The organism is Aeromonas sp. R3-1, from assembly GCF_040908345.1.
Taxonomy (GTDB): Bacteria; Pseudomonadota; Gammaproteobacteria; order Enterobacterales; family Aeromonadaceae; genus Aeromonas; species Aeromonas veronii.
Window position 1 is genome coordinate 1 of the sequence record NZ_JBFODN010000139.1, and the last position, 12,551, is coordinate 12,551.

The window sequence follows — 12,551 nt, forward strand, 5'->3', positions numbered from 1 at the left end:
AAAATCCGCTGGCAAGGGGCTACTGACCAGACAAAAAAGGCCTGCATGGCAGGCCTTTCAATGACGCAGGGGAGGGTTACCCCTTGAGGAAATCCAGTACCACCTGATGGTGATCGCTGGTTTTGAACTTGTCGAAGTGGTGGGCAATCTTGCCCTCTTCGTCGATCAGGAAGCTCTGACGGTGAATGCCGTCATACTCTTTGCCCATGAACTTCTTCGGGCCCCAGACGCCAAAGGCATCCGCGACGGCGTGGTCCTCATCGGCCAGCAGAGTGAAGTTGAGCTGGTCCCGCTCTTCGAACTTTTTCAGCCGTTTGGCCGGGTCCGGGCTGATGCCAAGCACCACCACATTGAGGGCGGCCAGCTCGACGTTCACATCGCGCAGGCTGCAGGCCTGGGTGGTGCAGCCGGGGGTCATCGCCTTGGGGTAGAAATAGACCAGCACCTTCTTGCCGCGCAGACCAGCGAGACTGACCTGATTGCCATTCTGGTCGGGCAGGGAGAAATCGGGGGCGGGGCTGCCAGCGTGTAGTGGTTGCATGGGGTCTCCTCGGGTAAAACGCCCTCAGGCGTGTTTGCGATTGACGATAAACTCGAACGATTCGGCACCCAGTTGACGACAGAATTCGGCGAAGGCGGTTTGCGAACCTTCCACTTCACCCTCTCTGGCCAGATTGAGCTGAAAACTGATCTTCAGCAGGTTGAACGGCTGCTGCTCCAGGGTCATTGATTGCATCGCCTGAATGTTCCAGCCATGTTCGCTGAAGAACTGGGTGCACTGGCTTACGATGCCGGGCTCGTCGCGGATCAACAGGTCGGCACTGGCGCGGACGTCATACTGCAGGGACTGGTGGCGCTCGGTGCGTTTCATCATGGTGATGAGATCCCACTCCTGACTACGCAGGGGCAGGCTGATTTCGAGTTGCATCATGCTGTTCCAGTCGCCCGAGAGCAGCATGATAAAGGTAAATTCATTGCCGAAGATGCCAAGGCGGCTGTCTACAATGTTGCAACCACAGCCACTGACGTGGCGGGTCACTTCATTGACGATGCCAGGCCTGTCCGTGCCGATGGCCGTTACGACCAGGTAGTGAGTCATAAATCTTCTCTCGTCCGTTATTTCGTTGCGAAAGCCGCGCTGGCAAGCCAACCCTCCGGCCCTGATGACCACTCCCTGAGGGACGCTGCCGACTTTCGTCCATTACTTTTTGTTCCGGATGGTATCACGGCTTGCCCCCTCTCTCCCTTGTTTTTCAAAGGGGTCAGCTTTACCATTACGCCCCTGAAAATCGGGAGAAAAGTCCATGTTACGCGGTAGTATTGTTGCGCTCGTTACCCCCATGCTGGCTTCAGGTGAAGTCGATTGGGCCAGTCTGGCCAAACTGGTCGACTATCATGTCAGCGCCGGGACCTGCGCCATTGTTGCGGTTGGGACCACAGGGGAATCGGTGACCCTGAGCGAGCAGGAGCATATCGCCGTCGTTGAAAAGACCGTTGAGTATGCCGCCGGACGTATTCCCGTCATCGCCGGTTGCGGCTCCAACAATACTGCCCATGCCATTGAATTGGCAAAGCGACTGGCCAAAACCGGCGTGGTGGCGGGTCTCTCGGTGACTCCTTACTACAACAAGCCCACTCAGGAAGGTCTCTATCGCCACTATTGTGCGATCGCCGAGGCTAGTGGTCTGCCCCAAATTCTTTATAATGTGCCCGGTCGCACCTGTTGCGATCTCAAACCGGAGACAGTGGCCCGTCTGGCCAAGGTTCCCGGCATTATCGGTTTGAAAGAGGCAACTGGCGATTTGAGCCGCACTCCGCTGCTGCGCGAGCTGTGCGGGCCGGAGTTTGCTCTCTACAGTGGCGACGATGCCACTGGTTGTGATTTTATGCTGCAAGGTGGCGATGGCGTGATTTCGGTCACCACCAATATTGCGGCGGCCCAGATGGCCGACATGTGTCGTGCTGCGCTGGCCGGTTATGCCGGGCAGGCGCATGACATCAACAATCTCTTGATGCCGTTGCACAAGACTCTGTTCTGCGAACCGAGCCCCACCCCGGTGAAATGGGCCTGTGCCCAACTGGGGTTGATTGCAACAGCCACCTTGCGCCTGCCGCTGGTTGACCTCACCCCCGAGGGCGAGCAGCTGATGGCGCGAGCACTGACCACAGCGGAGTTGATGGCGAGTGTTTAAATCTAATGGAAAGGGAAATAGAGCCCGTCTGGTGCTGAGCGTTGCGACTGTGGCCGTATTGGCCGGTTGCAGCACCCCCCAGGATCGCAAAATGGCCAACCGCGACTTCGGTTATGAAGATGCCCGCCTCGAGGGCCGCGCGTTCTTGATCCCCGCAGGATTGAGTGCCCCCACCTTCAACAGCCAGTACGACATCCCGCCGCTTCCCGAAAGCAGCCGTGAAGGTGCCCTCGGCGCCCAGGTCGATGTGCGCCCGCCAGCCCAGCTGCTGACCGTGGTACCGGGCAGTCAGGTGGTGCAGACCGCAACCGAACCGACCGTTGCCTTCTATGCCCTGAGCACCAGCCAGAGCGTGGAGCGCGATACCTGGTCGTTCCTGATGAACTTCCTGGCCAAATACAAGGTCACCACCGAGAAGCTGGATCAGCAGGATGGCGTATTGCAGACCGGCTGGTTTGACAACACAGTCGCCCTCGATGGCTGGGGTGAAGATGACGAAGACTTCAAAATCCGTCAGCGTTACCAGTTCACCGTGCGCAACGATGCCCAGCGCCACGCCGTCAACATGTCGGTCCGGGTGCTGGATCACGAAGAGACCATCGACGGCGAGACCAGCAACAAGCTGACCCCTGCCGATGCCCAGCGCTATGCCGCGCGGGTGCTGAACCAGTTCTCTCTCTATTACGACAGCCAGCTGAAAGCCCGCGAGCAGCACAAGTCCAACGATGGCATGGGTCTGCAACTGGGTCTGGACAACAACGAACTGAGCGCCTGGATTGCCGAAGGCTCCTTTGATCAGGTGTGGCGTCGCCTCAACCAGGTGCTGCCCGCTTACGGTTTCACCATCAAGGATACCCAGCAGTCACTGGGCTGGATCGACGTCGAGTACGAAGAGCCGGGTGCCGAGTTCTGGAAGGCGAAAGGGAGCGAGCCGTTCAAACTGGAGGAGGAGAAATACCGCTTCCAGCTTGGCGAAATGGCGGGAGGCAAGACCTCCATCACCCTGTTCGACAAGGACAAGAAGCCGGTATCGTCCGGGGTTATCTCCCAGATGTATATCAGCCTGTCCGAGGCGTTCGCCAAGGGGCTGGCCGATCAGGCAGCAGCAAAAGCAGAATAAATACAGGGGCCTTGTGCCCCTGTTTTGTTATCAAAATCCCCCTGAAAACGCGGGGATTCCGAGCGGTTTTCGATGATACGAGCCCCCTTGCCAGCCCGTTGCAAACAGAGCGCGCAGGTGAGGGACTCGCGATGTTTACCCCCCACAAACAGGAAGTGTTATTAGCCATGAGTCTTGCAGATCAAGTATTGGCGGTGAATGACGATTTGCCGATCCGTACCGATAAACCTGTCCATTCCGGCAAAGTGCGCAGTGTCTACTGGTTGACCCCCGAAGACAGTGCCCGGCTCATAAAAGAGAAAGGCTATGATGTGCCGGCCGATGCGCCCCTCGCCCTCATGGTGATCAGCGATCGCATCTCGGCCTTCGATTGCATCTGGCAAGGTGTGGATGGCCTGAACGGCGTACCGGGCAAAGGGGCTGCGCTCAACGCCATCTCCAGCCACTGGTTCAAGCTGTTCAAGGAGAAGGGACTGGCTGACAGCCACATTCTGGATATTCCGCACCCCTTCGTCTGGATCGTGCAAAAAGCCCGTCCGGTGATGATCGAGGCGATTGCCCGCCAGTACATCACCGGCTCCATGTGGCGTGCCTACAAGGATGGCGAGCGCGAGTTCTGCGGCATCACCCTGCCGGAAGGGCTCAAAAAGGATCAGAAACTGCCGGAGATCCTCATCACCCCGTCCACCAAGGGCGTGCTGAAAGGGCTGGATGGCGTGCCGGAAGCCGATGACGTCAACGTCTCCCGTGCCGATATCGAGCGCCATTATAAGGGCTTCAACTTCAGCAAACCGGCCGACATCGACCGCTACGAAGTGCTGCTCAAAGAGGGCTTCAACGTCATCAGCGACGCGCTGGCCGGGCTGGATCAGATCTTCGTCGATACCAAGTTCGAGTTTGGTTACGTCCACGATGCCGCCGGCAACGAGAAGCTGATCTACATGGACGAAGTGGGCACCCCCGACAGCTCCCGTATCTGGGATGGCGCGGCCCTGCGCGACGGCCAGATCGTCGAGAAGTCCAAAGAGGGTTTCCGTCAGTGGCTGCTCAACCACTTCCCAGATCCGGACATCCTGCTCAACAAGAATCGCATGCCGGAACGTTTTGCCCTGGCCCGCGACAACAAGCTGCCGACCGAAGTGATGATGGATATCTCCAACACCTATGTCGGGATCGCCGAGAAGATCATCGGCCACAAGCTGGCGCGTTCTGCCAATCCCAAGCAGGAGATCATCGAGGTGCTGCGCGATCAGTACGGTCTGATCGACTAAGGGTTGCGCTCTTTTTTGTCGCCTAGAAACAAACGTTTGCCAGTGGCGATGGAGAGAGGCAGAGAAACAGACGGGCCCCGCTATGGGGCCCGTTTTTATTGCTGGTCTGGCGGCAAGCGAGCGGCGATCAGCCGTTGACCCTGAACACCTGACCTGTCTGGATGCCCAGCACCGACTTCTTGTAAGCCTGCGCCACCTTGGCGGCGGGCACCGGCACGAACCCCGGGAAGAAGTCGGCGTATTTGTCCATCGACTCCGCCAGCACGGTAGGGCTCACCACGTTGATGCGAAGGCCCCTTGGCAGCTCGCAGGCGGCCGCTTTCACAAAGTGATCGATGGCGCCGTTGACTGTGCTGGCGCTCACGCCCCAGTTGATCGGCTCCTCGCTCAGAATACCGCTGATCAAAGTGATGGAACCCTTGTCAGTCAGATAGGGAATGGCGGCTCGGGTCAGGTTGATCTGGCCCATCAGCTTGCTCTCCAGTCCCACCTGCCACTGCTCGTCGGTCATCTCGGTCAGGCCGTTGAAGGCCACGCTGCCGCTGGCGACAACCAGTGCATCAAACTGGCCTACTTGGGCAAACAGCGCCTTGATGGAGGCGGGATCGCGCATGTCGACCGTGGCATCGCCACGGCTGTGGCCGACCCGGATCACCTGATGATCTTTGGCAAGCAGTTCACTGACCGCGGAGCCGACGGTGCCGGAGGCACCCACAATCACAATTTTCATCTGCATCACTCCTGGTTGGGATGTGTCGATTCTAGCGCAACAGAAAATGCGAAAAAGCGCGTAAAATAAACCCATTGTTTCCATATTGGAGCTAATGATGGATATCGCCCATCTGGCCAGCTTTTATGAAGTGGTGCTGCGCGGCAGTTTCTCGGCTGCGGCCGATACGCTGGGGGTCAGCAAGGGGATGCTGAGCCGCCATGTCAGCGCACTGGAGACCTCCCTCAATGCACAACTGTTGCAGCGCACCACCCGCCGCCTCAGTCTGACCGAGGCGGGCAAGACCCTCTACCAGCAGGCGGGGGAGATCTTCGCGCTGGCTCGGCAGGCGGAGCAGGATATTCAGGCGCTGACCGAAGAGGATTGCGGACGACTGCGCTTTACCTGCCCGGTCAGCACCGGCGATCGCATGGTGAGCGAACTGCTGACCAGCTTTGCCGCGCTCTGCCCGGGAGTGGAGGTGGAACTCAATTTCACCAACCAGATGGTCGACATGAGTCAGGGGGAGAACGATATCGCCCTGCGCGCCATGAACGAGGTGCCGGACAATCTGGTCGTACTTCCTCTTGGCCGACTCAAGGATGTGGTGGTGGCGAGCCCCGCACTGGTGGCGCGAGAGGGGCGTCCCGCCACTCCCTATGAGCTGAGCGGGCGCAGCTGCCTATTGCAGGGGCACAATCCGGCCTGGGAGCAGTGGCACTTTATCCGTGAGGGGGAAGAGGCCCACATTCTGGTGCAGGGCAAGGTGCGAGCCAACCACTACAGCACCGTGCTGCAATTGGCGCGCGCCGGTATGGGCTATGCCAAGTGCCCGCTGATGCTGGTGGAATCGCAGCTGACGGCAGGGGAGCTGGTGACCGTGCTCGACGAATGGCAGAGCGGGCTGCATCAGCTCCATGTACTGCATGCCCAGCAGCGGCGGGTGCCGCGCAAGATCCGGCTGTTCAAGCAGGTGCTGGCCCAGTGGTTTGCCGAGCGGCCCCACTACCTGTTCTGAGCGGCGTTATTTTTCTGTCATCTTCGGCTGCTACCCTGCGCCCACCATCGGCATCAGGAAGATCAGCGGGAATGAAGAGTAATAGAGGGTTGACCGGGTTTGTGCTGCTCTGTGCAGTGTTGGGGGCTGGCAGTGTGCAGGCCATGGTGGAAGTGAAGGTGCCGGAGAATTTCCGCATCCTCGCGGTGAGCAACGGCACCTTGCAGGATGAGCAGCATGCCACCCTGGCGGATGGCGAGCAGCAACTGCTGGTGCGCTTCGAGGGGGTGATCCCCAGTCGCAGCAGCAGCGAGAATGATCGGCAGGTACGCTCCGAGCCGCAGGTGGTTCGCTATCAGGGCAGCAATCAGCATTTGCAGCTGACGGCCAGCGTACCGGGAGACGAGCGGGGGATGCAGGCGTATGCCAAGGCTCCTGTGGTAGCGCTGCAGGAGAATGGCCGCGCGCTTGCTATCCAGCAGGATGCGCTGGTGACCAGCGGCATGCTGCTAGGGGTGGATTGGAACGGCAAACTGGCTGAATACAACCGCAGCGGCGGCAAGGCGGCGCTGACGGCCGTCGCTGTGACTACACAACCAACGGCTACGCTCTCCGGGGCGCAACCCGTTGTGGCTGCCAGCGAGCTGGAAGGGCAGTTGCAGCAGTTGTTCCTCCAGGCCGATCCGGCCCTGCGCAAGCGCTTTATCGGTTGGGCGGTCCCACAGCTTTAAGTTTTCTGCCCGTTGCAGTAACGTGGACACTCCTTTTTTCAGGCGCTCTGTTCATCGTACTCAACGAGGTTTTCATGTTTGAATTGCATTCACGCCTGCAGGCAGATACCCGGTGGCTCGGGGATCTGCCCCTCTGCCGTGTCTTGCTGGCCAAAGACAGCCAGTATCCCTGGCTGATCCTGGTACCGCGAGTTACCAACCTGCGGGAAATTCACCATCTGGCGCCGGAGCAGCAGCAACAGCTGATGCAGGAGTCCTGCGCTGTTGCCAACCTGATGGAACAGGCCCTCAGCCCGGACAAGATCAACATCGGCGCGCTCGGCAATCTGGTACCGCAACTCCATCTTCACCATGTCGCCCGCTTTGCGACGGATCGCGCCTGGCCAGGCCCCATATGGGGCGCTCATCCGGTCGTGCCTTACGAGCCACAAGTTTTGGCGCAGCAGGCCGATATATGGCGTGCCCGGCTCGCCAAGCTGAGCGGTTTCACCCCTGTGGCTGCTGATAACGGAGTCAACTGAGAGGCGTGTCGCTATTTCAGTCTCCGGGCCGCGCCATCTGTTAGAGTTATGGTATAGATAAGCCCATTTTCGATGTTCAGGAAGGTCCCATGATAGTGACAAGATCCGATGACGATGCCGTATTGACCACAGAGGATGTGCTGCTCAGCCTGTGCAACTCGGTGACGGACGTTTTGAGTGCCGCGACCATGAGTCAGGTGCGGTTTTCCGGCATGGTGCAGCGGATCAGCAAGACCTGCCTCAAGCCGGATATCGGTTGTTTCGTGCTGTTCGATGGCGGTTTTTCCGGTCTGGTGGTGATCAACTTCTCCGCCGCCGCCGCCATGGAGCTGTACGAGAGCTACATGCTGAGCATGGGGCTCTCCAAGGAGGATCTCGCCATCTCTCACACCTCTGACGAGGTGAGCAACGTGATGGGCGAGCTGATGAACCAGATCGTCGGCAGCTTTACCGTCAAGGTGGGTCGGGATCTGCAGACCCACATCACCCAGAACCAGCCGAAGATGCTGGCCCTCAACAAGCAGGTGATGCTGAGTGTCGATACCAATCTCGACAGCCCGGAGTCCCGCCGCGTCACCTTCTTCACCGCCCGCAACAACATCTTCTATCTGGAGCTGGCGATGGACAAAACCGAGTTCATTCGCATCCACAATGAGGGGATGGAGCATGAAGAGCTGGATCCCGATGCGCTGATCGCCCAGGCCAAGCAGGATGCCGCCAAGCCGGTTCAGGCTGCGGCCCCGGTCGCCAACGATCACGACGATCTGCTCGACTCTCTGGGTATTTGAGTCAAACGCTGGATAGCAACAAGGCCACCTTCGGGTGGCCTTGTTGTATACGTGCGCACAACCGTTGTTAGAAGTTGTAGAGCAGGCCGGTGTTGAACATCACGGATTCAGAATCGTAGAAGTTGATGTCGGAATCGGACTTGGCGTAGCCAGCGGTAAAGGTTGCCGAGAGCGGCGCAATACCGAACAGGCGGTGCCAGAAGAAGGTACCGGTCAGGGCAAACTCGTCGGAGTCGGCGTTTTGGCCAAAGATCGGGTTGGCCTCATCATATTTGGTCTGGCCCAGATAGGCGTTGCTGACGAAAGACCACTGGGAAGCGCGCATGCCGTAGGTCAACTGCAGGCCGTTGCTTTTGTAGCTCTGGGCGCTGCCATCCAGATCGGCTTGACGGTAGATAAAGGCTGGCTCCAGCATCTGACCGGGTGCCAGCTGCCATTTGTAGGAGAGGTCGAGGGCGTGGATCTTGCCGTTGCGATCCAGTTTGGCTGCTGTATCGGCGCCGTACTGGCTGCCGCTGCGCTCCTCATCCACCTCGATGTTGCGGGTGGTCAGGCTACCATTGAAGTTGCTACCCCAGATGCTGTCCCAGGCGAAGCGCACCCCTTTTGACTTGATATCGGTCGACTGACGGTCGACACCCACCGCGAAGGGATCGCTCCATTGCTCGGTCGGCATGGCATTAAAGACCACGGAGCCAGCTACGATGCCCTTGTCGCTCATCTCCTGACGGATACCGAGCTGCTGGGTGAAGTCGAAACGGATGGCGTCCTGGATCAGGTTACCGAGGAAGACCTGGGTGCGGGTATCGGCAAAGGTGTAGCGGATATCTGCGTTGAGCAGCGGGGCAACGGCGGAGCTGCTCTCGGCACTGCCCAGTCCGCTCAGGCGGCGGTTTTCGTCATCACCGCTATAAAAATTTGATTCGTAATTGATGACACTGACCCCGCCAAGCAGGAAACCGGACCAGCCAGACTCCTTGGGAATTTCACCCAAATCAGCATAAGCACTATTTGCGACCAGCAGGCCCAGGCCCAGCAAGGTGGTATTGCGCATCGGATAACTCCTAAATTAAATGGTTGTGAATTTTTTCAGCCGGTGAGTATAAAGAAAAAAACTTAATGGCAACTGACTCAATATTGCCAATTATCCTAACCCACTCATTTCATTCGGCGAATCGTTAATTAATTGTGCGAGATTAAGAAGAGTTCACTCGGTTGTGCTGGTATTCTGTACCGCGAATATCGGGGGAAAACAATAAGATGAAACAGATTAAATCCTGGGCGCAATATTATGTCGATCTGATGACCAAGCTGGGACTGGTGCGATTCAGCATGTTCCTGGCGGCGGGCATCATAGTGCTGGCGGTTGCCATCCAGATGGGGGTGACCCTGTTCCTGCGCGGCAATATCGATGTGATCGACTTCGTTCGCTCGGTCTTCTTCGGCCTGCTGGTGACCCCCTGGGCCGTCTATTTTCTCTCCATCGTGGTGGATCAGCTGGAGGATTCCCGCCAGCGGCTGAGCCGGATGGTGCGCAAGCTGCAGGATATGCGCGAGCGGGATCTGGAGCTCAATACCCAACTGCAGGAGAACATCAGCCGCCTCAACGCCCAGATTGCCGAGACCAACCGGGCCGAGAGCCTTCGTCTGCAGGCCATCGAGGATCTCGAGAACGAGGTGTTCCAGCGGGAAAAAGCCCAGCTTCATCTGGGGGAGCGCACCGCCCTGCTGCGCTCCTTTATCGACTGCTCCCCCGATCTGGTCTACTACCGCAACGAGGATGAGCAGTTCTCCGGCTGCAACCGCGCCATGGAGGAGCTGACCGGCAAGGTGGAGGCCGAGCTGATCGGTCTGACCCCGTTCGATGTCTACAAGCAGGAGATCGCCAACAAGGTGGTGGAGACCGACAAGCAGGTCTTTGCCAGCAACGAGCCGCTCACCTACGAGCAGTGGCTGGAGTATCCCGATGGCCGCAAGGCTTACTTCGAGCTGCGTAAGGTGCCCTTCTTCGACCGCTTCGGCAAGCGGCTCGGCCTGCTCGGCTTTGGCCGTGATATCACCGAACGCAAGCAGTATCAGGACAAGCTGGAGAAGGCGAGCCGCGACAAGACCACCTTTATCTCCACCATCAGCCACGAGTTGCGCACCCCGCTCAACGGCATCGTGGGATTAAGCCGGATGCTGATGGATACCCCCCTCGATCCCAAACAGCATCAGCAGCTCAAGACTATTCACTTAAGTGCGGTGACCCTTGGCAATATCTTCAACGACATCATCGACTTGGACAAACTGGATCGTCGTCGCCTCGAAATTGCGCCAACTCGCATCGACCTGCCCGCCTTCCTCGACGAGCTGGAGACCCTGTCGCGCATTCAGGCGGAGCAGAAGGGGCTCTATCTCCATTTCGATCGGGATGGTGACATGCCGCAATTTGTGATGGCTGACGGTACCCGCCTGCGTCAGGTGCTGTGGAATCTGGTGGGCAACGCGGTCAAGTTTACCGATGAGGGGGGCGTCACCGTGCGTTGCCTCTCCCATCCCGCCGACGAGCCGGGCAAGCTGGCCCTGCACTTCGAGGTGGAGGATACCGGTATCGGTATCCCGCGCGCCCAGCAGGAGAAGATCTTCGCCATGTACTATCAGGTGCAGGGCAAGAAGCACGCCACCGGCACTGGCATTGGGTTGGCGGTCTCCCGTCAGCTGGTTCAGGCGATGGGCGGGCAGCTCTATGTGGACAGCGATCCGGGCGAAGGTTCCTGCTTCACTGCCGAATTGGAAGTGGCTTGCGCCGAGCCTGTGTTGCCAGAGCAGGAGGAGATGCCCTCTCTCGATATCCTGCTGGTGGAGGATGTGGAGCTTAACGTGACGGTGGCCTGCGCCCTGCTGGGCAAGCTGGGTCATCAGGTGCAGGTGGCACGGGACGGCACCCAGGCGTTGGCGATGGCCAACCCGGATGATTTCGACCTCATTTTGCTCGATATCCAGCTGCCGGACATGACCGGCTTCGATGTGGCGAAAACCCTGCTGGAGCGTTATGGCGACAGCCTGCCACCCATGGTGGCCCTCACCGCCAACTCTACCGGCGATCGCCAGTACTACCGGGATCACGGCATGCAGGATGTGATTAACAAGCCGCTTGGCTCCAAAGCAGTGCGGGAGGTGATTGGTCACCTGTTTGCCGATCTGGCCGAGGATGAAGCGGATGAGCAGGCTGATGCGGGCAATCAGGATGCCCTGCTGGATATCCCCTTCCTCACCGATTACGCCGATACCGTGGGCAAGCCGGTGCTGCTCTCCAGCGTCGATCTGTTCGAGAAGATGATGCCGGACTACATGGCAGTGCTTGACTCCAACATGATTGCCAAGGATCAAGCGGGGGTGGTGGAAGAGGCTCACAAGATCAAGGGCGCCGCGGGCTCTATCGGTTTGCGCCGATTGCAGCAGACGGCACAGCTGATCCAGAGCCCGGATCATCCCGCCTGGTGGGAAAACGTGGAAGACTGGATTGAGACGCTGCGCCGCGAATATCCGGGCGACATCGCCCGTCTGCGGCGCTGGTTGCTGTCTTGAGGCTGGAGGTTGTCTTGAGTCTGATGGAAGTTGCTGGCAAGGAGCCGCGTGATGTATAGCCGTTTGATTACCCCCGCGCGCATCCACTCCTGGGGGGATGAGGAGCTGCTGGAGGCGACCGAGCAGGATCGCGCCCGTATCGTGCAGGCAGCACCGGTGCGCCGGTTGCAGCAGAAGACCCAGGTCTTTCCGCTCGATGTGAAGGCCTCGGTGCGCAGCCGCCTCACCCACTCGCTGGAGGTGCAGGAGACCGGTCGCCAGATCAGCCGCCGCATTCTGGCTGCCTTGCCTGCTGGGATGGTCTGTGAAGGGGCCTTTATCAATCTGGTGGAGATGTCCTGCCTGCTTCATGACGTGGGCAACCCGCCGTTTGGCCACTTTGGCGAGCAGGTGATGAGCCAGTGGCTCGGCGAGATGCTCGATCCCCTCTATCAGCAGGCGCTGGCGCAGCCCCCCTCGGCCCAGTGGGCGGAGTTGCGTCAGGATCTGCAACTGTTTGATGGCAACGCCCAGAGCTTGCGGCTGGTGCACAGCCTGCACGAACTCAACCTGACGCTCGGGCAGCTGGCGGCGCTGTGCAAATACCCGCAGCAGCCTCAGCCTGGGGTGAGCTATGGCCAGCATCATGGCTGGAGCAGCAAGCGGGGCATCT

The 12,551-nt window shown here is 59.1% G+C and carries 13 protein-coding genes; 9 read left to right on the forward strand and 4 right to left on the reverse strand.

Annotated elements, in window-relative coordinates:
• Positions 1–76 precede the first annotated feature (76 nt).
• Complete coding sequence (bcp, locus tag AB5Y85_RS08170) at positions 77–541, reverse strand: thioredoxin-dependent thiol peroxidase (protein WP_368221320.1); 465 nt, start codon at positions 539–541, stop codon at positions 77–79.
• A 24-nt stretch (positions 542–565) separates the two neighbouring features.
• A complete protein-coding gene (locus AB5Y85_RS08175) occupies positions 566–1,099 on the reverse strand; it encodes a glycine cleavage system protein R (protein ID WP_005349229.1) in 534 nt (177 codons plus the stop codon).
• Between the two features lie 205 nt (positions 1,100–1,304).
• Here AB5Y85_RS08175 and dapA point away from each other — a divergent pair, with 205 nt between their 5' ends.
• The 3 genes from dapA to AB5Y85_RS08190 all read left to right on the forward strand — a co-directional run bounded on the left by dapA (position 1,305) and on the right by AB5Y85_RS08190 (position 4,583).
• Entirely contained in the window at positions 1,305–2,192 is an 888-nt protein-coding gene (gene dapA / locus AB5Y85_RS08180; RefSeq protein ID WP_368221321.1) for a 4-hydroxy-tetrahydrodipicolinate synthase, read from the forward strand.
• Entirely contained in the window at positions 2,185–3,312 is a 1,128-nt protein-coding gene (gene bamC, locus AB5Y85_RS08185) for an outer membrane protein assembly factor BamC (protein ID WP_042080542.1), read from the forward strand. The genes dapA and bamC overlap by 8 nt, the downstream gene beginning before the upstream one ends.
• Positions 3,313–3,479: 167 nt before the next feature.
• Entirely contained in the window at positions 3,480–4,583 is a 1,104-nt protein-coding gene (locus AB5Y85_RS08190; RefSeq protein ID WP_040065098.1) for a phosphoribosylaminoimidazolesuccinocarboxamide synthase, read from the forward strand.
• A 127-nt stretch (positions 4,584–4,710) separates the two neighbouring features.
• Here AB5Y85_RS08190 and AB5Y85_RS08195 read toward each other — a convergent pair whose 3' ends face one another.
• Positions 4,711–5,313, reverse strand: a complete 603-nt coding sequence (locus AB5Y85_RS08195) for a short chain dehydrogenase (RefSeq protein ID WP_021231956.1) — start codon at positions 5,311–5,313, stop codon at positions 4,711–4,713.
• 97 nt (positions 5,314–5,410) lie between these two features.
• Between AB5Y85_RS08195 and AB5Y85_RS08200 the strand changes: the two genes are divergently transcribed.
• From AB5Y85_RS08200 to AB5Y85_RS08215, 4 genes are all read left to right on the forward strand, one after another.
• On the forward strand, positions 5,411–6,310 hold the full coding sequence (locus AB5Y85_RS08200) for a LysR family transcriptional regulator (RefSeq protein WP_368221323.1): 900 nt from the start codon (positions 5,411–5,413) through the stop codon (positions 6,308–6,310).
• Positions 6,311–6,381: 71 nt separating this feature from the next.
• Entirely contained in the window at positions 6,382–7,020 is a 639-nt protein-coding gene (locus AB5Y85_RS08205; protein ID WP_005339101.1) for a DUF2057 domain-containing protein, read from the forward strand.
• Between the two features lie 74 nt (positions 7,021–7,094).
• Positions 7,095–7,541, forward strand: a complete 447-nt coding sequence (locus AB5Y85_RS08210) for an HIT domain-containing protein (RefSeq protein WP_368215853.1) — start codon at positions 7,095–7,097, stop codon at positions 7,539–7,541.
• An 89-nt stretch (positions 7,542–7,630) separates the two neighbouring features.
• A complete protein-coding gene (locus AB5Y85_RS08215) occupies positions 7,631–8,329 on the forward strand; it encodes a DUF3334 family protein (RefSeq protein WP_021231953.1) in 699 nt (232 codons plus the stop codon).
• 67 nt (positions 8,330–8,396) lie between these two features.
• On the opposite strand, the gene AB5Y85_RS08220 is transcribed toward AB5Y85_RS08215, so the two are convergent.
• Entirely contained in the window at positions 8,397–9,383 is a 987-nt protein-coding gene (locus tag AB5Y85_RS08220) for a DUF2860 family protein (protein WP_019446216.1), read from the reverse strand.
• Between the two features lie 206 nt (positions 9,384–9,589).
• Between AB5Y85_RS08220 and arcB the strand changes: the two genes are divergently transcribed.
• Positions 9,590–11,899 carry an aerobic respiration two-component sensor histidine kinase ArcB gene (arcB, locus tag AB5Y85_RS08225; protein WP_259584050.1) on the forward strand — a complete coding sequence of 770 codons (2,310 nt, stop codon included), beginning with the start codon at positions 9,590–9,592 and terminating at the stop codon, positions 11,897–11,899.
• A 51-nt stretch (positions 11,900–11,950) separates the two neighbouring features.
• Positions 11,951–12,551: dGTP triphosphohydrolase (gene dgt / locus AB5Y85_RS08230; RefSeq protein WP_368221322.1), on the forward strand; the 601-nt coding region annotated here is incomplete at its 3' end.

What these genes read in the sequence shown, in the direction of transcription:
- bcp (WP_368221320.1), bottom strand. Translation starts at nt 541, where the DNA reads ATGCAACCACTACACGCTGGCAGCCCCGCCCCCGATTTCTCCCTGCCC.
- AB5Y85_RS08175 (WP_005349229.1), bottom strand. Translation starts at nt 1,099, where the DNA reads ATGACTCACTACCTGGTCGTAACGGCCATCGGCACGGACAGGCCTGGC.
- dapA (WP_368221321.1), top strand. Translation starts at nt 1,305, where the DNA reads ATGTTACGCGGTAGTATTGTTGCGCTCGTTACCCCCATGCTGGCTTCA.
- AB5Y85_RS08190 (WP_040065098.1), top strand. Translation starts at nt 3,480, where the DNA reads ATGAGTCTTGCAGATCAAGTATTGGCGGTGAATGACGATTTGCCGATC.
- AB5Y85_RS08195 (WP_021231956.1), bottom strand. Translation starts at nt 5,313, where the DNA reads ATGAAAATTGTGATTGTGGGTGCCTCCGGCACCGTCGGCTCCGCGGTC.
- AB5Y85_RS08200 (WP_368221323.1), top strand. Translation starts at nt 5,411, where the DNA reads ATGGATATCGCCCATCTGGCCAGCTTTTATGAAGTGGTGCTGCGCGGC.
- AB5Y85_RS08205 (WP_005339101.1), top strand. Translation starts at nt 6,382, where the DNA reads ATGAAGAGTAATAGAGGGTTGACCGGGTTTGTGCTGCTCTGTGCAGTG.
- AB5Y85_RS08210 (WP_368215853.1), top strand. Translation starts at nt 7,095, where the DNA reads ATGTTTGAATTGCATTCACGCCTGCAGGCAGATACCCGGTGGCTCGGG.
- AB5Y85_RS08215 (WP_021231953.1), top strand. Translation starts at nt 7,631, where the DNA reads ATGATAGTGACAAGATCCGATGACGATGCCGTATTGACCACAGAGGAT.
- AB5Y85_RS08220 (WP_019446216.1), bottom strand. Translation starts at nt 9,383, where the DNA reads ATGCGCAATACCACCTTGCTGGGCCTGGGCCTGCTGGTCGCAAATAGT.
- arcB (WP_259584050.1), top strand. Translation starts at nt 9,590, where the DNA reads ATGAAACAGATTAAATCCTGGGCGCAATATTATGTCGATCTGATGACC.